Raw genomic sequence first — 21,769 nt, 5'->3', positions numbered from 1 at the left:
GCAGATCTATTCTGGGCGCGAAGCTACGCTATGGACGCCGTAGATATGAAATTTATACATCACCCGACGGCTAATGTGAGGGGAATTAAGCCATCATCCTGCAATACGTAATTCATAATCATCGTTCATATTGATACAAGGGGAGCAGCATGCTTAATACAGGCAGCCCTGGTGGCCAAGTTGACCTTGCACTTCAGACATCGTGAATGCGGTTCGTTTATTCGGAGCAGAATGCGCAAAGGGAATTCGCGGTTTCCGCTGAAACATTTTCGCCGCTCGCCCTTGTATCTCAGTCATATCCATTTTCGCTGATGCCAACACCTGAAAATGACAATATGCTGGTTTTATTTCTTTCCTCATTCAAGAAATTAAAACACCTCCCATTTAAAAGAATATTCAACATTATTGCTTCATTACTCTTTTTCGCACTGAAAATATGAAAAAACGCCTTTGTATGCAATAAATAATTTATCTGAAACACGCCAATCACAGCAATCAAGTAAAAACCTTAAAATCAATAAAATTATCACTGTAATGAATACGCCGAGATTATTTCTCACAGCGTAAAACCAGGAAAAATAGCGTTCAAGGGATCACTCGGTGCATAGGTGCCAGGGGTTGGCGTGCGTAAAAAATTTCAGGGTGCTATGATTATTGCCGAAGATTGAAACCGGTTTCATAAAAGCCAAGAGCGGTTTTTATCCGCTAGTGCTGAACATCTTTCACTACAGGAGAAGCCCATGAACACACGATTTCCTCCCGAATTTCTTTGGGGCGGCGCCACCGCGGCCAATCAGGTCGAAGGGGCATACGATGAAGAGGGCAAAGGATTATCGATTGTGGATGCCATCCCCGGCGGCAAAGCGCGCTTAGCCATCGTAGCCTCTGAATCCTTTGATTTTTCGCTGGATACCGCTCGCTACACTTACCCTAACCACAAAGGCATAGATCATTACCACCGTTTCAGGGAAAACATCGTGCTGTTCGCCGAAATGGGCTTCAAGTATTACCGTTTTTCCATTGCCTGGACCCGCATCTACCCCAACGGCGTAGAAGAAATCCCTAATGAAGCTGGCCTGGCGCATTACGATGCGGTGATTGATACCTGCCTCGCCCATGGCATTGAACCCGTTATCACGATTTCTCACTATGAGTTACCGCTGCATCTGGCGACCGCTTATGGCGGCTGGAAAAACCGCGCGCTGGTCGGTTTTTTCGAACGTTTCGCCCGCACGGTTCTTGAGCGTTTTGGTCGCAAGGTCAAATACTGGATGACCTTCAATGAGATCAACAGCGCGGCACATTTCCCGATCATGAGTCAGAGGCTGATTGCCAAAACGGGTGCCCGGGACGCACAGGCGAAATTCCAGGCGTGGTACCACCAGTTTGTCGCCAGCAGTCTGGCAACCCAAATTGCCCGCGATGTCAATCCGCAGATCCAAATGGGCTGCATGATTATTTATGCCACTACCTACGCTTACGACTGCAACCCGGTAAACCAGTTGGCCGCCATGCAGCGGATGCAATCCTTTAACTTCTACTGTGCCGATGTGCAGGCCAACGGCAAATATCCCTACTATGCACAACGACTTTGGGATTCACTCGGCGTCACTCTGGCCATTGAACCTGGCGATCTGGAATTGCTGGCGAACCATACCGTCGATTACATCGGTTTCAGTTACTACATGTCGACCACCGTGAATGAAACTCAGGCGCAGGGTGACAATACCGAAGGCAATCTGCTCGGCGGGAAGCGCAACCCGTTCCTTGACGCCAGCGAATGGGGTTGGGAGATTGATCCGACTGGCCTGCGTATTGCGCTGAATCAGCTTTATGACCGTTACGGTAAACCCCTGTTTGTCGTCGAAAATGGGTTAGGCGCGGTCGATAAACCCGACGGCAATCTCTACGTTGAGGATGACTATCGCATCAATTATCTACGGCAACACATTGATGCAATGGCCGATGCCATTGCCGACGGCGTGACGCTGATGGGCTACACCCCTTGGGGCTGTATCGATCTGGTCAGCATGTCCACCGGTGAAATGTCCAAGCGCTACGGGTTTATTTATGTCGATCTGGATGACACCCTCTCCGGCAGTGGCGAGCGCCATAAGAAAAAATCCTTCTTATGGTATCAAAAGGTCATTGCCACCCATGGTGAGGACGTCGCGCTCTGAAAATAGCGTAAAAAAAACGCTTGCCAATAAACGGCAAGCGTTGAATAAGATCAGGTCATAAAAGACTGCAGTGAAGTGCCTCACTCAACGTAATGTCCGAAAAGTCCGATGGTGTTGTGAAACGCAGCAAAACTGCCAACCGCAACGTCATCTGGAGGTGGACGATAAGCACCCGTAATGGCTCTGCATCATTCCCAGGATTATGAAGCCGAAGCAAACACAGAAGGTGGAATGAGCATCTACGCGATAATATTAGCATAAAATGTGCCAATATCTTGTCACTCTGGAAGTAAAAAAACAGAAATTAATTAATGCATTGAAAATAATAATAAAATAAAACACACCCAGCTAATAGATATCACACACAGGTTATCCCATGGGGCTGAATGCCAACCCTCACACTGTCTCCAAACAGAGACAGAACCGTAATATTTTATTTTTATCATTATTTTTTTAATTAGTTATATGTCTCCTTATGGAGACATATAAACATGGTATCTGTCGCCATTTTCCAACAACCCGCTGAATTATCCAGCAATGAAGCGACTCAGATCCTGATGCAACTGTTGCAGGGATTTTTCATCAAGATAAGGCAGGTGCCCCGATTCATACCGGTGAAATTGCAAATTCTTACGGAGCTTTTCAGGCAAGGAAAGGTGATTAAGGTGGTATTGCGCGACAAAGTAAGGTGTCGCCAGATCATAAACGCCACCGAGCACCATCACTTTCATACGCGGGTTCATTTTCATGGTCTGAGACAATGCAGGCAACAGATTGAAAGAACGGTTTTCTGGCGTCATATTCCAATGGGAAATGGCGTTCGAGTCAGAAACATAGTCTTGCACCGTGTTCACTTTCAAAGCCTGCGTCAAATAGTCACGATACGCGGAAACAAACCCGGAACCGATGGTCATAATCGGATCGTAATCGCTCCACGCGGCCATTTTATGCAGCGACGCCCCGCGATAGCGGCCATCTGAGCGACTAACGGTTTCGCCCTGCTCTGCGAGCAGCTTTTTAACAAACACCGGGCCTGAAAGGCGTAAGTCTGCATTGATCCACTCCCGGGCGAATATCCCCGTGTATCGGGCGAGTTTTTCAGCCAGTTCGCCTTTCTGCTTTTCTGGCAAAAGATTCCCCTGTGCCAACGCTTGGGCATATGGGCCAAGGGAAAACAGCTCGACCTCTCGTAGCAACTCTCCCAGATCTTCACTGACATGTAACTGGCGATGGTAATAATGGGCAATAGCGGCATAGGTGGGCAACGCCAGATAATAAGGCTGATCGATGCCAGGGTTGGATTCCGGGAAATCGATATCAATGTCCTGGCTTAAATACTGCGATAGCAAAATAATGCCGTTAACATCTACGTTGTACTGCGTCTTTAGCCTGTTGGCCAGTGCCACCGAGCGCGTCGTACCATAGCTCTCACCGAGCAGATAACGCGGGGTATTCCAGCGCTGATGGCGGCTCAGGAACTGCGTGATAAATTGAGCAAACGCCTGTGCGTCGCCATCAATACTGTAAGCTTCATTCGCCTTTTGGTACTTTTGCGCCTGCCGCTCCTGAGCGTTGGTTGCATGACTAATAAACTGGCCAAACCCGGTCCCCGGCGCATCGATAAACACCAAATCGCTGACATCAAGCAGGGAATAAGCATTGTCAATAACCGGATAAGGCGGCAAAACGGGCTTGTCCGGCGTGCTGGTAACCACCCGTTTCGGCCCTAACCCGCCCATGTGCAGCCACACAGAGGAGAAGCCGGGACCGCCGTTATAAATAAACGTGATCGGACGATTTTCCTTCTTCTCTTTCTTATCCATCATCTTGAAGTAAGCCACATACGACAAGGTTGCGACCGGCGCATCGGGATCGTCCGTGTTCAGTGCTAACGCGCCTACTTCGGCATGATAGTCAAGGTTGCTCTGATTGATTTTCACTTTCCCTTCGCTCACCACAACATCACTCTGCATCTGAGCCTGTTCTAGCGCAGGCGGTGATACAGGCATGGCAAAAGCGGGGCTTAAACATAAAAAAGTAAATGGAAAAACAAAACGTTGCAGGCTATTCATATTATTCCTTTTAAAATATTCTTCCTTATTGGAACCACTTGGTTTCTGATGTCCACCCTCTCAATTTCATGCACTGTTTGAAAAGCGCCTGACGGCTATCTGCATTAACATCCATCACGTAACTTTGTGTTTCTAGTCGTTTCCCACTGATGTATTTTTCATTTTTCACCGGGAATTTTTCCTCGCTCAGTACTTCACAGGCCGCTTTGGAGATCGTGAAGTCCTCGGCATTTGCGCTGTTCTTAACCCATTGCGTCACCCATTGCGTCGTGCAACCGGAAAGCAAGAGAACGGTAACAAGCAGTGTAAATTTATTTTTCATTTCGATTCCTTTTAATACAGATTTCTTACCATTCGGCATGAAATCGTATTATTGGTTCATTCCTTGAACATCAATTGACATAATAAATAACACGTCGTTTAACTTACATTTATCGTGAAAAAAGGAAGTATCGAGCAAGAAGGGTGGGATATTTAGCTGTTTTTCTTAAATAAAATAGGGATAAATAAATTATCTGCGCCGTGGGCACGGCGCGGAGGAAAGCATCAACGCGAGGCCAGTTGTTCCAGACTCTGTTTTGCCAACTGATAGAGGTAGTGCGCTGTGGGGAACAGCGCACTGTCATCAACACGGAATTTCGGGTGATGCAGTGCATAAGGTCCGCCCGACCCCACCATCATGAACGTGCCCGGCAGTTTTTGCTGATAGAAGGCAAAATCCTCCCCTATCGGGCTGGCATCCACGCGGCGAGCTTCAAAGCCTTCTTCATCGGCAACGCGCAGTGCAAAATCAACCCATTTCGGCGTATTGACCACCGATGGCGGCCCCGCATGCCAGATAAACTCCAGCTCAGCGCCAAAAGTACTGGCGATACCTGCCACAATCTGGCGGAAGCGCTGTTCAATCAGATCGCGCGCCGTCTGACTGAAGGTACGAACGGTGCCCTCCACATAGGCAGTATCCGGGATCACGTTCCAGGTGCTGCCACTGTGTACCTGAGTGATTGACACCACAGAGGTGTCATCCGCAGGCACCGTACGGCTGATAATAGTCTGCACAGCACTGATTAACTGGCCCAGAATGATAATAGGGTCATTACCTTCATGGGGTTTGGCCGCATGGCAGCCTTTGGCGGCGATCTTGATTTCAAAACGATCGACACCTGCGGTCAACGCGCCATCCTTACCCCCCACTACGCCGACAGGCAGCGTTGAGTCGTTATGAATGCCAAAGATTGCCACGGCATTATCCAGTGCACCGGTCGCGATCACTTCTGGCGCGCCCAGCCCTGTCTCTTCTGCCGCCTGGAACAGAATGCGCACCGTGCCTTTTAACTCAGACTCGATACCTTTCAGCAAAATGGCAGCGCCCAACGCAGCGGAAGAGTGAAAATCGTGACCACAAGCGTGCATCACGCCCTGACGCTGAGACGTGAATTCAACGCCAGATTCTTCCTCTATCGGCAACGCATCAATATCAGAACGCACGACAACCAGCGGGCCTTCCTGCAATCTCCCGACTTCGGCGACCAGACCGGTTTTCAACGGCAGATCCAGAATGCGGATGCCTTCCTTCTCCAACGCGGCGCGGATTTTCTTGGTTGTTTCAAATTCCTGGTTTGATAATTCAGGGTCCTGGTGCAAATCGTGCCGAAACGCCTGAATAAATTGCGCTAAAGGCGCATGCTGAAGTGCTGTTTTCACGATGTATTCTCCACACTGTCCGTACTTAACGCCGCGGACTAAACCCGCGGCGCGCAGGGTGTTTTTATCTAAATAGCTTGTATTACCGCATCGTCAGATGTCGTATTCCGTATGTTCCGGCATCTTGGTCATCTGACGTAAGAAGCGCTGCGTCTGCGGATTGTCGGAGAAACTGATGACCTTCTCCGCTGGCCCCTGCTCGACGATATGCCCATCGGCCATGAAAATCACCCGATCTGCAATCTCTTTGGCAAACTGCATCTCATGGGTCACGATAACCATCATAGTGCTGTTTTTCGCCAGGTTCTGAATCACTTGCAGCACTTCGTGCACGCGTTCCGGATCCAGCGCCGAAGTGGGCTCATCAAACAGAATGGCCTTCGGATCCACGGCCAGCGCCCGCGCAATGCCCACGCGCTGCTGCTGCCCGCCGGACAAGGTCACCTGGCTTCCGGCAACAGGCCGACCTGTTCCAGCAGTTTGATACCGATATCCTGCGCCTGCTTTTTCGGCATTTTTTTCACAACGATAAGCGCTTCGGTGATGTTTTCCAGCGCGGTTTTATTCTTGAACAGGTTGTAGTTCTGGAACACCATCGCAGTCTGCTGGCACAGTGCATAGGCTTCCTTGGTGCTATAACAGCGCGTATCCAGCAGGCGAGCCAATTTCAATCGTGCCGGATTCCGGCTTTTCCAACAGGTTGAGGCAACGCAGCAGGGTGGATTTACCTGACCCAGATGGCCCGATAATCGCCACCACTTCGCCCTGTTCGATATCCAGGCTGATGTTGTCCAGCACCACTTTGTCGCCAAAGCGTTTTGAGAGATTTTTTACACTGATCATAGCGGGGTCTCCTTAGCGCTGTAATGAGTGGTTCAGTTTCTTTTCCAGCCAGTTTTGCAGCCAGGAATAGACCAAAATGACCAGCCAGTAAATCAGCCCCACCACCAGGAAGGTTTCGAAGAAACGCAGCGATTCCGCAGCGATCATCTTGCCTTCGGCAAACAGTTCGGATACGCCAAGCGCAAAGGCCACCGAGGTGTCTTTGATCAAGGAAATAAAGGTATTGCCTGTTGCCGGCAACGCATTGAGCATCGCCTGAGGCAGCACGATGCGGCGATAAATCTGCGAACGATTCATACCAATCGACAGCCCGGCTTCCGTTTGCCCCCAATCGACAGAGGCCAGCGCGGCGCGGAAAATTTCCGCCATATACGCCGAGGTTTTCAGGCTAAAACCGATAATCGCTGCCGACATCGCCGTCAGGTCGCTCAGCGCCGGGAAAAGCTGCGGCAAGCCGAAGTAGATGATAAACAGCTGAACCAGCGACGGAATGCCACGAAACAGTGAGATATAAAACTCAATCACCTTCACCAATACCGTGATCTTGCTTTCCCGCAGCAGCGCTAGCACCAGACCCAGTATCATGGCGAAAATCATGGATACCACGGCTAACAGCAGCGTGGTCGGTAAATAGAGCAAAACCTGAGGAAACACCTTCAGCAGGTAAGCAAAATCGATATTCATGAGCAGTACCATTAATGCTTCCACCGGCGCAAGCACCGGTGGAAGGGAGATGACAAAAAAAGCGTCTGTTAGTATGCTTGCGGTGCGGTCGTGATGTCCTCACCGAAATATTTCACAGAAATATCTTTCAGACGGCCATCAGCACGCATTTTCGCCAGCTCGGCATTAAACTGCTCACGCAGCTTGCCGCCTTTTTCATCTTTGTGGAACGGGAAGCTGACTTCCTCGATCACCAGCGGATCGCCCACCAGTTTGAACGGCAGGTTACGCTTATTGATCTCCGCCAGCAGGATCGGGCGGGAGTTCACATAGCCTTCAATACGCTTGGACAGGGCATCATTCATCGCACCGTCGCGGGTTTCATAGGTACGGATGGTTACGCTGCCGTCGGCAAAGGCTTTCTTCAGGTTATTCACGTGGTTAGAGCCTAATACGCCCGCCACGGTTTTGCCTTTCAGATCATCCAGCGTGTTGATATCGGTATTGTCTTTTTGCGTGACAATCTGGCTGCCGTAGTAGCTGTAGACATCGGCAAAGTTATACTTTTCTTTGCGCGCCGGCGTAATCGCCACAACGTTGGCCACGGTATCCAGTTTCCCCGCTTCCAGTTGGCCCCTCAGGCCGCTGAAATCGGCGGTAACCCACTCGATTTTGTAATTCAGATCTTTAGCGATGGTTTCAGTGACTTCAACGTCAAAACCCACCAGCTTGTTATCCTGTTTAAAGCCGCTCGGGTAGCTTTGTCCGGTAGAACCCACGCGCAGTACCGTACTTGCTTCACCGCCTGCCGCCGCTTTTTTGTCCTGGGAATTACAACCCGCCATCAGAAAGGCAGTGGTAAGCGCTAACGCAGACAAAGTGAGTTTTTTCATTATCATACTCATGCCTCTCATTGGGAGTTTTTCTTCTTCCACTGGTGATAACCGTCCTGGTCCAACACTTTTTCCATATAAATCGTCAGGTGGCCTTTACCCAGATTCGCCTGCCCGACTTCATTAAAACCGTAATGTTTATACATATTGATTAGCCAGGGATGGCTTTGCACCGTACCGAGAGAAACCGCCGGGGCTTTGAGTTTCCCAATCAGCACCGTTTCTTCCAGCCACTGCATCATCTGGCGGCTAAATCCCTGTCCTTTATAATCTGGGTGAGTGGCGAACCACCCCAAATGCGGCAAACCATACGGGCCTGGCTCCGGCCCCCAAGGGTAGCGGATGCTAAAAGACGACACCATAACGCCGTCTTTTTCCAGCACATAGACACCGTGGCGCGTGATATGGCGACGCACCATGTCGATATCCGCATGGGCAGCAGCAAAGTGGATACCCAACTGACGAATCGGCTCAAAAGCCGCCAGCGCCAACGTCAGAAACGCTTCGTCATCTTCCAGCGTGAGCTGGCGAAAAACCGTACTCATGTTTAACGCTCACTTACGCTGGCAGCAGGCCAGAGTTGTCGGCATAACGAATCACTTCATCCACTTTCTGCGGTGCACAGCCCAAATAGTTGACCGGGTTCAGCCACGCGTCAAGTTCCTGTGCTGTGACCTGCGCTGACAGCACCGGATCTTCCAGCAGCACATCCTTAAAGTGACGATTCTGTTCAAACGCTTTCATGGAGCACTCGTACACCAGATGGTGCGCGGTTTGTTTGCCCAGACGCTTGCCAATTTCAAACATCACTTTCTCAGAGAGCAACAGGCCGTTTTGCAGTTCAAGATTCGCCAGCATCTGCTTCTCATTCACCGACATACCGCGCAGGATACCCAGCGCATTCTGCAATTGTGCAGAGAGGTAAATGTTCACTTCAGGCAGTGCGATCCACTCTGCACGCCAGCTCATGGCGTCACGCCCATGTTCCACTTTCATGGATTCATGGATCAGCGATGCGCTTTTAAAAATCGGTGCAGTCAGGCTGGCCAGCCCTTCCAATGCCGCCGGATTACGCTTGTGCGGCATGGTGGTAGAGCCAATTTTGCCTGCCGAGAACGGTTCTTCAACTTCGTTGATTTCCGTACGCATCAGGTTATACAGTTCGTTGCCAATTTTGCCCAGCGTGCCGCTGATCAATACCACTACAGAGGCATATTCGGAGAAACGATCGCGCGCAGACTGCCAGCCGATGTTCGGCGTGCCCAGCCCCAATTTATCGAGCGTCAGGAGCTCAATCTGCGGCCCCAGTTCGCCAAACGATGCATAGGTGCCAATCGCCCCGTTCACGTTGCCCACCAATACGCGGGCTTTGATCTCTTTCAGACGTTCAAGATGGCGAACAAACTCATCCAGCCATACCGCCAATTTAAAACCAAACGTGGTGGGTAACGCCTGCATACCGTGGGTACGCCCAGTCATCGGCGTATATTGATACTGCTTCGCCAGTCGCTTCAACTCTACGGCCAATAACTGCGTGTCGCGTTCCACAATGGCAAAAGCTTGCCGTAATTACAACACGGTGGCGGTATCCACGATATCTTGCGTGGTAACACCATAGTGAATATATTCGCCCGCCTCGCCACATTGCTTTTGAATCGCGGTGATGGTGGGCATTAGGGAGTGTTTCATACGGACCGCGTCTTGCGCGATCTCTTCCACGTTCAGTGCGCTCGCATCCGCTTTCGCGGCAATGGTTTGTGCTGCGTCTGAGGGGATCACCCCCAGCTCTCCTTCGGCTAGCGCCAGCGCGATTTCAACGTCAACTTGTTTTGTCAGGCGGTTATGTTCTGACCAGACAGCGCGCATTTCGGGCGTGCCAAAGTTATTCCCTATAAGGAGAAAATCAATGAGATGTGATGCCATAGCTTACTCGTTCGTTGGATGTGTCAGGCGGGATTTTTGTCGTCGTTCTAATCTTGGGAATATAGCATGCGACAAATCAGCCCCTATATATCTTCTGGAGCTATCTTAGATCCAGAAAGTAGATCGTTTACCACACATCCAGACATAACGCTATATTGATATCCATCACACTCCGCGAAACCGCATCACTTGCTGTATTGCGTTATTAATACGGCCCGCTGAATCGCCTCTGGCGCTAGCGAAAACGGCAGAAGCGCGGCGCTGGCAGCAGGAAATTTAAACGAGTGAGACAGCGTGTCAGCCAGTTCGGCATAGCGCGCTTCCTCCAACGGTAAACGCACAGGAGCATCATAGCGTTGCAACTGCGCCAATAAATCGGGATCAACCGAGCCATCACCGCGCGCCAATAGCGATTGAACCCGCAATCCGTAACCCACTTTTTCACCGTGCAACCAGGCGTGCAGTTCAGGAACGTGCGTCATCCGGTTATGAATCGCATGGGCCACGCTCGGCGAGGGCGAATCATCGCGCATGCTGTTCGCCAACCCGGCCAGTGCAATATTGGCATCAATCACTTTTTGCAGTGCCAGCGTGACGCGCTGCTCTGCATTATCACGCAGCGCCTGCTCACCCCACTGAACAAAAGTATCGCGGGCCAGCGCCGCCGCCTGAACCTTAAGGTTGAGCGCCAGGTTATCGCCGTTTTTCGCCAGACAAGGCTGAAATTCATACCATTTTGCAAGCGCATCGACGATGCCCGCTTTCAGATAGAGCACATCGCTGTGGGCGATCACCTCACTGTCCACCAATACCATCACCGGCATATGTCGCAATGCCTGCGTTCCCTGATGCCTTCCCTGCTCATCATACAGAATGCTGATTGGGGACCAGGCCGCGCAGGTGGCGGCAATGGTCGGCAACGTGGCCGCCTGGCCGTTATCCAGCCCGTCGGCAACCGCCTTGGCACAGTCCATCACGCGTCCGCCGCCAACACCGAGGACAAAATGCACACCGCGTTGAGCAATTTCACGCTGATGGTGTGCAATAGCCTCGCGCGTACACTCCCCTTGCAACAGGTACACATCAAACTGCACGTCGGACTGCGTCAGGCTGGTGGAAAAGCGCACCTTCTACCGCCGCCCAGGCGCGTGGACTGGTCAACACCGCAATGTGGCGTGAAAACGGCGCGATCAGCTCACCGACGCGTGAAAGCAGACCAGACTGGTGGTGATAAACACCGGGAGATTTTATGGCAAACACGGCAATTCATTGATTTCTCTACGCTGTGCCAACGCATACGCACAGGCAATAAGTAGCAATAGTAAAAGCCCGTCAGTGCGTTGTAACCGATCAAATGGTGACAAGATATAACCTGATGATATAAATTCCCCTTTTTTTTGAATGATATAGTCAATCGAACAGACAACGCTCCCCACTCCCCTTCAATGTACATCCCACTGCCGTTTGCCTGCTATTGCCCTCAGGGCTGATGAGCGCGTTGCACTATTTTTAACCCGATTTCGTTTTAAACCAGGAATGTTCAAACAGGAATCCCATGATGAAAAACCGATTGACCCGCCACTTGAGCGCCGCTCTACTGACACTGCTTGCCGCAGTCACGCTGGCAGGCTGTGATAATAACATAGAGTGCAGAAACGCAAAGTAAAGTCCTGCGCGTAGGCACTACGGGCCAAAGCTTCCCGGGCTCTTATAAAGAGAACGGCACACTGGTGGGCTATGACGTGGAGGTCGCAGAAACCATTGCTCGTGAGTTGGGCTACCAGATTGCCTGGACTACCGCTGATTTCAGAGGCCTGATGGGCCAACTGGAAGCGGGGAAACTGGATACCGTGGCCAATAATTTCGTCAAAACCACCGAGCGCCAGAAAAAATACAATTTCACCAATGCCTATCTCACTTATGCATCGCAAATCGTCACCAGCGTTGAGAACAAAGACATTCAATCACTGGACGATCTCAAGGGCAAAACGGTATCTGGCGTTTTAGGCTCGACCCACGTGACCAACCTGCGCAACGCCTTTCCCAACAATGACATCACCATCCGCACTTATGAAACCCGCGACGGAGCGATGAATGACGTAATCAACAATCGCGTTCAAGGCTATGTCAATTCTCGCCCCATTCTGTTGGCAGAGATTAATAAACGTCACCTGCCGCTAAAACTGGTGGGTGAGCCCATCTCCAACGAGCAGGTCACTTTCCCGTTTGCCAAAACACCGGAAGGCGACAAACTGCTGGCAGCATTCAACCAGAAGCTGCAAGAACTGCGTCAAAACGGTCAGTTAAAAGCGTTGGCAGAGAAGTATTTCGGTAGCGATAAGGTGCTGGAAGGCGGTAAAGCGGAGTAAACGCCTGCGCCCTCGTAACGCGAGGGCTTGTTCTACAGAGCATTTTACACGTATGCAGAAAGCAAAAAACGGCTGTTCCTCAGGAACAGCCGTTTTTCACATTAAAGTGGTCGGCGAGAGAGGATTCGAACCTCCGACCCACTGGTCCCAAACCAGTTGCGCTACCAAGCTGCGCTACTCGCCGAAATACTTTTTTCAACGCTATCAGTGTATCACGCTGACTGTTGATGATGCTCGTTGGTGCGAAGAGAGGGACTTGAACCCTCACGTCCGAAGGACACTAACACCTGAAGCTAGCGCGTCTACCAATTCCGCCACCTTCGCAACGCCGTCACACGATCGACATCGTGCCACCACGGGAGCGAATTCTAGAGATTTTCTCAACAACGTCAATGATTATTTCCGCTTGCGCGCTGGGTTTGCTGCAAAAATCGTCATATCGGCGTCATAACGGACGCGCGAAGCCACTCCTGCAGCCAATCGATAAACACGCTGACGCGCGGCGCAAGGAAATGCCCGGCAGGATACATGATATACAAAGGCATATCCGGTGGCGGTGACATAAAATCCAGCGGATAGTGGCGCGCCGTGCGCTGGGAGAAATAGCCCACCGCCTGATGTGTGGCTAAATCGTCCAGAGTTTGCGGCACACCATAGCGTTCCAGATAAGCCGCTGACGTACAGGTCACCTGCGGCAACGCGGGCAGGTGGCGCGCAATCAGCGAATCATCTTCTACTTGCCAGGCGCGCAGCACGCAGTCTACCCCCTCGCGCAGCACATCAATGGACGCATCATTGGCGCTCAAACAGAGCGTAATATCCGGGTAGCGCTGATAAAACTGTGGCAGCTCAGGAATCACGATTTCACGCGCCAGCGAGTGCGGCATATCAACGCGAATTCGTCCGGAAGGGCGCAATTTCTGGCGCGAAAACAGCGTATCCGTTTCGTCTATTTCTGCCAGCAACCGCAGGCAACGCTGGTAGTAAATCTCCCCTTCAGCCGTCACCTGTACCTGGCGCGTAGTGCGCAGCAACAGCCTAACCCCAAGGCGCGCTTCGAGCCGTTTAATGGTGTGGCTGACGGTGGCGCGCGGTAAATTCAGCTTTTCGGCTGCCCGACTGAAATTGCCCAGTTCAATAATCCGCACAAAAGTGCGCATCGCCTGAATGTGGTCCATCAACACCGCCATTGTTGGTGATTTTTAAACAGTGTTGCACATTATTCGCCATTTATCTTTATTCTTTGAACAATCACACTGCTTCCATCTTACGAGCGAGGGAGAACACACGATGCAACAACGTCAACTTGGCAAAACGGGACCGCTGGTTTCCAGCATTGGGCTTGGCTGCATGGACATGAGCGATTTTTACTCGACCGCGCAGGATGAAAAAGAGGCTATCGCCACGCTGCACCGTGCTCTGGAACTGGGCGTCACGCTGCTGGATACCGCCGATATGTATGGTCCGCACACTAACGAAGAGTTGGTCGGGCGCGCCATCAAAGGCAAACGCCAGCAGGTAGTACTCTCCACCAAGTTCGGGATAATGCGCGATCCGAACAATCCCCATGCACGTGGCATCTGCGGCCGCCCAGATTACGTACGTCAGGCGGTAGAAGGTAGCCTGAAGCGCCTTGGTGTGGATGAAATCGATCTTTACTATCAGCACCGCGTCGATCCGAACGTACCAATTGAAGAAACGGTCGGCGCGTTGAGCGATCTGGTCACCGCGGGTAAAATCCGCTACATCGGATTAAGTGAAGCCCCGGTTTCGTTGCTGGAGCGCGCGCACCGCGAACACCCCATTACCGTACTGCAAACGGAATATTCTCTCTGGACGCACGATGTGGAAGCAGAAATCCTCCCAGCGTGCCGTCGGTTGGGAATTGGTTTTGTGCCCTACAGCCCGCTCGGACGTGGCTTCCTGAGCGGCACGTTACGTAGCCCAGAGGATTTGGCACCGGACGATTTCCGCCGCACTAACCCGCGCTTTATGGGGGATAACTTTGCCAAAAACCTGGCGCTGGTTGAACAGGTAGAAAAACTGGCACAGGCGAAAGGCGTAACCCCTTCACAGTTGGCGCTGGCATGGGTATTGGCGCAGGGTGACGATATCGTGCCGATTCCGGGCACCAAACGCCGCCGCTATCTGGAAGAAAATATTGCCGCGCTGGATGTTCAGCTAACACAAGAGGAACTGGCAACGATTGAAGCCATCTTCCCCTTCGCGGCAGCAGCGGGCGATCGTTATGGCACAGAGAGCATGGCCGCCATTAACAATCTCCGCTGAAAGATAATCTCCGTTAAAAGCGAGTAGCAAGATAGCGGGCCTCGGCGATACACCGAGGCCCGCACACGGCTAGCGCGCAGCCGGTTTTGCATGCTTGCTAGCGCGCGTTAATGTGGCCTGATACACCCTGAAACGTCCGGTTTGCGCCAGCACTTTGTGGTTACTGAAAGTGGCATCCAGCAATGCCGGATAAGGCAGGAAGGCGTTAGCGACAATGCGTAACTGTCCGCCGATATTCAAATGCTTGGGCGCTTCTCGAATCAGACGATCTGCCGCTCTCAGACTGGTTTGCAAGCCATCATGAAACGGTGGGTTGGAAACGATCAGGTCAAAACACCCGGCAATATCCGAGTAGACATCGCTGGCAATCACATCACCTTCCAATTCGTTTAACGCAAGCGTTGCCCGACTGGTCAGCAGCGCCGCTGCATTAACATCGCTCAGCGTCAAACGCAGCTTGGGAGACTGTTTTGCCAACACCGCCGCCACCACGCCGCTGCCGCAGGCAATATCCAGCATCTTACCTTTCATATGCGGCGCAAAGGTCGACAACAGCAATGCGCTGCCAACATCCAGGCCATCACGGCTAAATACGCCGGGCAACGTAGCCACCGGAACCTCTTCGACGTAATAACTGTCTTTCCAGTCATCCAGGTTGAACTGCGCAGACGCCTCCAGACGACCGTGATAGAGCCCACAGCGCCGCGCACTGTCAATCTTGGTTAACAGTGCAAAATCTTCAAGAATGCCCTCTGCACTGCGCACACCGCTACGGTTCTCACCTACCACAAAAATCTCGCTGCCAACGGCAAGATGCAACAGCAGATCGGCGAGCTGGAACTGTGCTTCCTGTTTGCTCTTCGGCCAGTAGTAAATCAGGGTATCGCAGGCGGCCACCTGCTCAGCATCCACCAGCAAGCCAAACTGCGCGTTGTCGCCCATGGTTTTGTTCAGCGGCAGCCAATGGTGATATTGCGTGAGATGCGCGCGCACCTCCGCCGCGTCAAACTGCGCTGGCAACGTGTCTTGAATGTCGCCGGCAAACAGCACGCAGCGGGAAATAAATTCGTCACTGTGGCGCAGGATCACTTCACTGGCGGGGGTTAATACTGACATCAGGTGTTCGCTCCTCAAAAATAGAACGGCGATTATACCCTAAATTATCCCGGTTGCAGGGGCGCTTTATTGGCGCATCCGCATCAGGTTTGTTAGCATAGCGCGGCTATCATGGCGAACAGAGCAATGGAAATCATGGCACCAAGACGCGATTGGCTTTTACAACAGATGGGGATTACGCAGTGGACGTTACGTCGCCCCACGGTGTTGCAGGGCGAGATTGCCGTTACCCTGCCCGCACAAACGCGTCTGGTAATTGTTGCCACCCCACTCCCTGCTTCCCATGACCCCTTGATTGGCGATGTGTTGCACAGTTTGTCACTGAGCCCCGAACAGGTGTATCCGCTCACGCCGGAACAGATTGCCATGCTGCCCGCCTCGACACACTGCCATACCTGGTGCTTGGGGGTTGATGTGTCGCCCGCATGGACGGGTGTGCAATTGAGTAGCCCGACGCTGGACGAGCTTTACGCCAGCCCCAGTGCCAAACGCGCCCTGTGGCAGCAAATCAGTGAGCATCTTCCCTTGCTGGCAGCATCAGAGGCCCATTAATTCAGGTTGTTTATCATGCACGTTATTTCTCCCCTCACGGCCAACGATTTGCCTGCCGCTTTTGCCATTGAAAAGGCAAACCACGCTTTTCCGTGGACGGAAAGCACCTTTAATAGCAATCAGGGCGAACGTTACCTGAACCTGAAATTGACGCTCGACGATACGCTGGTGGCGTTTGCCATTACGCAGGTGGTGCTGGATGAAGCGACGTTGTTCAATATCGCCGTTCACCCCTTACACCAGCGGCAAGGCCATGGTCGGCACCTGCTGAAACAGTTGATTGAAACGCTGGAAGCACGCGGTATAACAACACTGTGGTTGGAAGTTCGCGCATCCAATGCCAACGCCATCGCACTGTATGAGCAATTAGGGTTTAACGAAGTGTCACTGCGGCGTAACTATTACCCAGCAGCCAACGGGCGCGAAGATGCGGTGATCATGGCATTGCCGCTGTAAACAATAACGCCTGCGCCATTAAATAATGGCAACAGGCGCGGTCGGTGTTAGAAATCCACGGATACCGAGAGTTTCAGAGAGCGCGGATCGCCCTGTGTCACATAGGTGCCAGTATCATCCACGGATGCCCAATATTTTTCATTGGTGATGTTCTCGACGTTAGCACGCCACACCAGCGTATGGTCATTCATTGGCGTACTGTAGCGCACGCCCAGATCCAATCGCTTCCAAGGCTTCAGTTTTAACGTATTGGCCTCGTTGGCGTATTGTGAGCCGTAGCGCAACACGGTGCCAGAAAGCGTCAGGCCTTCCACCGTAGGCACATCGTATTCACTGCCGAACACCAACTGGTAACCGGGTGTGCCCACCACATCATTGCCATCATTGGTACCCTTGTGCGTTTTGGTCAGGGTGGCATCCAGCCAGGTGGCGCTGCCGTTGAGGCGCAGGCCGTACATCGGCTCACCAAACACATTCAGTTCCACGCCGCGATTACGCTGTTCGCCGTTCAGACCGTAGAGCTGTGTTTTATCATCGATAGCACCGTTTGGCCGTTTGATCTCGTAGAATGCCAGCGAACCGCCCACGCGCTGATAGTCAAATTTGACGCCGACTTCATTTTGTTTGGCGACGTAGATGCCTGATATCTGCCCTGAGTTTAACGCTCCGGTTTTCGGGGCTTTCGTGCCGGGCTGCAATGCCTCAATGTGGTTAGCATAGAGCGAAACGTGTTCCCAGGGTTTTACCACGACGCCTAATACCGGGCTGTTCTTGATACGATCGAAACGTCCCCCGGTGCCGCTCTCAATGCCCGAGTATTCATAATTGCGAACCAGAATTTCCTGACGGCGCAACCCCGCGGTAAAGCGCACGCTGTCATCTAACACCGAAAGCGTATCAGACAGCGCCAGCCCCCAGTTGTGCATGCGGCTGCGTAGCTTCGGATCGTCCATATTGCCTCCACTGCCCGTGGGAGTGGGGTTCATCGCAGGGAAATCAACCACCGGGGTATTATAGATATGCGTCATAATAGTCATACCTAGACATGGTGTACGCCGCTTTGGTCTTACTGTAGATGCCCGAATAGCCCAGGTTGACTTCGTGCTTGACGGGGCCGGTGTCAAAATTGCCGCGAATTCCCGCCAACGAGGAGGTGTTCTGAGCAATATACGCCGAGCTTAAGCGCCCAAGTGTAGCGCTACCGTCACCGACTGCTGTCAATTTTGGGGTGCTGTAATTACCTATCTCTTCTGTGTTGCTCATGCCAACGCCAGAATAGAGCGTCCAATTGATTATCCAGATCGTACTCGCCGCACAGCATCCCGACACGAGATTTCATATCGGTATAGACCCAGCGCTGGCTGTAATTATAGGTATTGGTTGGTGGTTCTGGGATGGCTTGTAGCCCGGTAGCCGAAACATTAATCCCCAGACGGCCACCGTGAAGATATTGGTGCTGGTATCCTGCATCCAGCGAAGTACGGAAACGATCGCCGCGATAATCCAGTCCGACGGCGGCCAGCGATACCCGCTCGCGCTGATCGTTAATTGCGGCTTCACCTTCCCGGTGCAGCAGGTTGACGCGCACACCAAAGCGGTTATCGTCGCCGAAACGCCACCCAATATCGAGCGCGCCCCCAACCTGCGAGGAGGAGGTGTAGTCCAGCGTAGCGCGCGTCAGCGGCACGTCATCAGCGTGTTTTGGTTCCACGTTAACCGAACCGCCAACGCCGCTGCCGCCTGCTGAAACACCGTTGAGGAACGCGTTGGGCCCCTTCAGGATCTCGACCCGGTCAATCATTTTGCTGGTGTAGCTGACGACATTAAACGGCACATCGCGCGCGTTTTGCTAGCCGAGGAAACCGACGCGCCCCAGCCAATCGGTAATCAGCATGCCGCCAAGCAGCGAAGCGATAACGATCTGTTGCAAGGCGCGGCGAAAACCCAGAAAACGGGCGAGATGGGGTGCCATCAGGCCAACAAAACTCAACGGACCAATCACCAGTGTCGCGGTCGCGACTAACCCTGCCGCCAGCAGTAAAATCAGCATACGTGCAGGACGCAGCGCGACTCCTACGGACTGCGCCACGCTTGCCCCCAGCGGCATAATGGCAATCCAGCGGCGTATCAGGGGTGTTGCGCTCAGCAATACCACAGCAATGAGGGCCGAAATGTACGCCTGCTGAGGACCGACCTTATAGGTTGAACCGGCCAGCCATGCCAATGGCGATCCGGTTCGCGGATCTCCACTCGCCAGAATAAATGTCAGCAAGGTGGAAAATACGGTGCTCAGAGCAATCCCCACCAACAGAAGGCGGCTGGAAGAATAACCGCCACGGTTCGCCAGCAGCATAATCAGAATCAGCGTGGCACCCGCGCCTGCACTGCCGGCGAACCAACGCCACGATGACACATCGCCTGGAACCAATAACAGCAGCAGGACCACGCCAAAAGCAGCGCCTGAGGTCACCCCCAATACTTCCGGGCTCGCCATCGGATTACCGGTCAACTTCTGCATCAAGGCTCCGGCGACAGCAAGCATCGCACCGGCAGAAAGCGCCGCGACCACGCGTGGCCAGCGCCATTGCAACATCTCATGCAGCGACCAATACCAGCCGTTTTGATCCTGCCCACTGCCCAACGCGATCAGCAAGAGGAGCAACAGCAACATACCGTAGGTCGCCAGCAAAGGCGGACTCAGTGCGCGTTCACGCACGGAATGACGGGCAATGTCTACCGAAGGCACATTGACATGGCGCAGGTGAGGCAGTAGCCACAGCATGACTGGTGCGCCCACCAGCGCTGTCGCGACCCCCGTGGGCACCTCGCGCCAGTGGCGCGCGAGCTGAATAATGCACTGATCGCTGATAGCCAGCAGCAGTGCCCCCACCAGCATCGCCAACGCAAGCTGTGGCCCTAGCCTTCTGGCACCCAACATGCGTGCCAGTAGAGGAGCAAACAGACCAACAAAACCGATCACACCCGATACGCTGACCAGCATGGCGCTTAACACCATGGCGATACCCAACCCAGCAATGCGTGCCAACGTCAGGTTGGCGCCCAGACTGCGGATAACGGCGTCGTCTAATGCCAACATCGCCAACGGACGGATCATGAGTAACACGATAACCAAACCGATCAGCATGCGGGGCCAAAGGAACGAAACGGCACTCCAGTCATACTGATTGAGCATACCGCTGCCCCACAGGAACAGGCTTTGCAAACGCTCGTGGTTGAACAGCGTCAGCAAGCTTTTCACCGCACCACAGTAAAGCCCAACCACCAATCCGGCGAGAATCAGGGTGATGGGCGACATTCGCCGCCCCGATGCCACACCAAACAGAATGGCGCCTGCACCTATGGCACCCGCGATGGTGGCCAGTTGTCGCGTTGTCTCCCCTCCCGGCAAGGCCCATAGCGTTGCCAATGCCAACCCTAATTGCGCCCCGGCAGAAACGCCGAGCGTCGCAGGCTCGGCCAGCGGGTTGCGCAAAATTTGCTGAAACAATACGCCAACCAGCCCCAGCGAGGCACCAACCAGCAGCGACAGCTGCCGTACGTGGTAGCAGACTGAAATGAAACAGCATCTGGTTGGCATTTTGCCCATCCGGGGTCCACACGCTGTGCCACCACAGATGTGCCGGTACCAGTTGACTAAAATTGATGCCTGTCAGCCCGATAGCCACGAGTGTCAGAGCGCATAACCACATAAGGCCAAATGTTCTCATGCCTCCGACTCCAATGCCTGCGCCACAAGCCGCGCAAAGCGTAAAGCAGAGAACGTCGCGCCATAAAACCAGACCGCAGGCAAGGTCTGCCAGCGATTGTCCCGAACAAACGGCATCATGCGCCACAGCGCTGACTGGGACACCGCATCCAGCAGTGCAGTATCTCCCCGAACAAAGAACAGCGCCTGCACATCTTCATAGCGCACCAGACGTTCAATACCCTCAACGGCACTCCCCCAAAAGTTGGTTTCCTCCTGCCAGGCATTGGTTAAACCGAGCCGAGCGAGCACGTTGTTAAACAAGCTGTTATTGCCCATAACCAGCGCGCGGCGGCTATCAAGCAGGGAGAACAACAGTAAGGGACGGGGCGAATGCACACGAAGACGTTGTGCAATGGTGTCCAGTTCACGATCAAATTCAAGCAGATGCTGCTCCGCAATAGCCATCAGGTTCAACCGTTGGCCGAGTAAAAGCAGGTCACGCCTGGCAGCATCGAGAGGTTGGTGTTGCGTATCGCGGAAACCCGAAGCAAAGCAAGGTGCTAAACGGGTCAGCGGCTCAATATCTGGCCCAAACCCCTGTGACACCAGAAACAGAGAGGGGTTGAGGCGTTGTAACAACTCCATATTTGGTTCATTGCGCAACCCGACATCAATCACACGGTGAGACAACGCAGGTTCGACGACCCAGCGGTGATAGTTTTCCTTCTCCGCCACGGCAAGCGGCGTAATGCCCAATGCCATCAATAATTCCACTGGCCGCCACTCCAGCGCAATAATCCGGTCAAGACTGACAATAGGGTCTGATGCCGAGACAAAGCCCGACGTGAACAATGGAGAGAACGCGGCCAGTTTCAATAAATGACGGCGAGAAAGGGCACATGATAAGCCAATCATGAGAAAAGTAATATTATCATTCCAATTTTGCGTCGTATTATGCAAAATCCTCCTTCTGTTGCCAATGCCCACCCTTGGGTTACCG

At 52.8% G+C, this 21,769-nt stretch carries 13 protein-coding genes, 2 tRNA genes and 5 pseudogenes; 5 read left to right on the top strand and 15 right to left on the bottom strand.

Features of this window, described 5'->3' with window-relative positions:
* The first annotated feature begins 740 nt into the window (after nucleotides 1-740).
* Nucleotides 741-2,180 carry a glycoside hydrolase family 1 protein gene (locus ACMZI0_RS18940; protein WP_415674117.1) on the top strand — a complete coding sequence of 480 codons (1,440 nt, stop codon included), beginning with the start codon at nucleotides 741-743 and terminating at the stop codon, nucleotides 2,178-2,180.
* 527 nt (nucleotides 2,181-2,707) lie between these two features.
* Here ACMZI0_RS18940 and ACMZI0_RS18935 read toward each other — a convergent pair.
* From ACMZI0_RS18935 to ACMZI0_RS18895, 9 genes and pseudogenes are all read right to left on the bottom strand, one after another.
* Complete coding sequence (locus ACMZI0_RS18935; RefSeq protein ID WP_415674116.1) at nucleotides 2,708-4,153, bottom strand: S10 family peptidase; 1,446 nt, start codon at nucleotides 4,151-4,153, stop codon at nucleotides 2,708-2,710.
* Between the two features lie 124 nt (nucleotides 4,154-4,277).
* Nucleotides 4,278-4,574: a hypothetical protein gene (locus tag ACMZI0_RS18930; RefSeq protein ID WP_415674115.1), complete on the bottom strand. Its 297-nt coding sequence runs from the start codon at nucleotides 4,572-4,574 to the stop codon at nucleotides 4,278-4,280.
* 224 nt (nucleotides 4,575-4,798) lie between these two features.
* A complete protein-coding gene (locus ACMZI0_RS18925; protein ID WP_415674114.1) occupies nucleotides 4,799-5,956 on the bottom strand; it encodes a M20 peptidase aminoacylase family protein in 1,158 nt (385 codons plus the stop codon).
* Between the two features lie 93 nt (nucleotides 5,957-6,049).
* A pseudogene (locus tag ACMZI0_RS18920) lies at nucleotides 6,050-6,799 on the bottom strand (amino acid ABC transporter ATP-binding protein).
* Nucleotides 6,800-6,811: 12 nt separating this feature from the next.
* Nucleotides 6,812-7,483, bottom strand: a complete 672-nt coding sequence (locus ACMZI0_RS18915; RefSeq protein ID WP_415674156.1) for an amino acid ABC transporter permease — start codon at nucleotides 7,481-7,483, stop codon at nucleotides 6,812-6,814.
* A gap of 68 nt (nucleotides 7,484-7,551) precedes the next feature.
* Nucleotides 7,552-8,361, bottom strand: a complete 810-nt coding sequence (locus ACMZI0_RS18910; RefSeq protein WP_415674155.1) for a transporter substrate-binding domain-containing protein — start codon at nucleotides 8,359-8,361, stop codon at nucleotides 7,552-7,554.
* An 11-nt stretch (nucleotides 8,362-8,372) separates the two neighbouring features.
* Entirely contained in the window at nucleotides 8,373-8,900 is a 528-nt protein-coding gene (locus tag ACMZI0_RS18905) for a GNAT family N-acetyltransferase (RefSeq protein ID WP_415674113.1), read from the bottom strand.
* Nucleotides 8,901-8,913: 13 nt separating this feature from the next.
* Nucleotides 8,914-10,278: pseudogene (gene purB, locus ACMZI0_RS18900) on the bottom strand (adenylosuccinate lyase).
* Between the two features lie 185 nt (nucleotides 10,279-10,463).
* A pseudogene (locus tag ACMZI0_RS18895) lies at nucleotides 10,464-11,538 on the bottom strand (iron-containing alcohol dehydrogenase family protein).
* Between the two features lie 298 nt (nucleotides 11,539-11,836).
* Here ACMZI0_RS18895 and ACMZI0_RS18890 point away from each other — a divergent pair.
* Nucleotides 11,837-12,647 (top strand): annotated as a pseudogene (locus ACMZI0_RS18890) (amino acid ABC transporter substrate-binding protein).
* A gap of 107 nt (nucleotides 12,648-12,754) precedes the next feature.
* Here the strand turns inward: ACMZI0_RS18890 and ACMZI0_RS18885 are convergent.
* From ACMZI0_RS18885 to ACMZI0_RS18875, 3 genes are all read right to left on the bottom strand, one after another.
* A tRNA-Pro gene (locus ACMZI0_RS18885) sits at nucleotides 12,755-12,831 on the bottom strand.
* Nucleotides 12,832-12,885: 54 nt separating this feature from the next.
* Nucleotides 12,886-12,971 (bottom strand) — tRNA-Leu (locus tag ACMZI0_RS18880).
* Nucleotides 12,972-13,081: 110 nt separating this feature from the next.
* Nucleotides 13,082-13,825: a LysR family transcriptional regulator gene (locus ACMZI0_RS18875; RefSeq protein WP_415674112.1), complete on the bottom strand. Its 744-nt coding sequence runs from the start codon at nucleotides 13,823-13,825 to the stop codon at nucleotides 13,082-13,084.
* Between the two features lie 112 nt (nucleotides 13,826-13,937).
* On the opposite strand from ACMZI0_RS18875, the gene ACMZI0_RS18870 reads away from it, so the two are divergent.
* A complete protein-coding gene (locus ACMZI0_RS18870) occupies nucleotides 13,938-14,936 on the top strand; it encodes an aldo/keto reductase (protein WP_415674111.1) in 999 nt (332 codons plus the stop codon).
* A gap of 69 nt (nucleotides 14,937-15,005) precedes the next feature.
* On the opposite strand, the gene rsmC is transcribed toward ACMZI0_RS18870, so the two are convergent.
* On the bottom strand, nucleotides 15,006-16,052 hold the full coding sequence (gene rsmC, locus ACMZI0_RS18865; protein WP_415674110.1) for a 16S rRNA (guanine(1207)-N(2))-methyltransferase RsmC: 1,047 nt from the start codon (nucleotides 16,050-16,052) through the stop codon (nucleotides 15,006-15,008).
* A 135-nt stretch (nucleotides 16,053-16,187) separates the two neighbouring features.
* Between rsmC and ACMZI0_RS18860 the strand changes: the two genes are divergently transcribed.
* Together ACMZI0_RS18860 and rimI are read left to right on the top strand one after the other, a co-directional pair.
* Nucleotides 16,188-16,604 carry a DNA polymerase III subunit psi gene (locus ACMZI0_RS18860; RefSeq protein ID WP_415674154.1) on the top strand — a complete coding sequence of 139 codons (417 nt, stop codon included), beginning with the start codon at nucleotides 16,188-16,190 and terminating at the stop codon, nucleotides 16,602-16,604.
* A gap of 15 nt (nucleotides 16,605-16,619) precedes the next feature.
* Nucleotides 16,620-17,060, top strand: a complete 441-nt coding sequence (rimI, locus tag ACMZI0_RS18855; protein WP_415674109.1) for a ribosomal protein S18-alanine N-acetyltransferase — start codon at nucleotides 16,620-16,622, stop codon at nucleotides 17,058-17,060.
* A gap of 47 nt (nucleotides 17,061-17,107) precedes the next feature.
* Here rimI and fhuB read toward each other — a convergent pair.
* Both fhuB and fhuD read right to left on the bottom strand, forming a co-directional pair.
* Nucleotides 17,108-20,788: pseudogene (gene fhuB, locus ACMZI0_RS18850) on the bottom strand (Fe(3+)-hydroxamate ABC transporter permease FhuB).
* Nucleotides 20,785-21,684 carry a Fe(3+)-hydroxamate ABC transporter substrate-binding protein FhuD gene (fhuD, locus tag ACMZI0_RS18845; RefSeq protein ID WP_415674108.1) on the bottom strand — a complete coding sequence of 300 codons (900 nt, stop codon included), beginning with the start codon at nucleotides 21,682-21,684 and terminating at the stop codon, nucleotides 20,785-20,787. Before fhuD ends, fhuB begins: the two are co-directional and overlap by 4 nt.
* Nucleotides 21,685-21,769 lie beyond the last annotated feature (85 nt).

The organism is Symbiopectobacterium sp., from assembly GCF_047692315.1.
Lineage (GTDB): Bacteria > Pseudomonadota > Gammaproteobacteria > Enterobacterales > Enterobacteriaceae > Symbiopectobacterium.
This window is presented reverse-complemented; position numbering and strand designations above follow the sequence as displayed.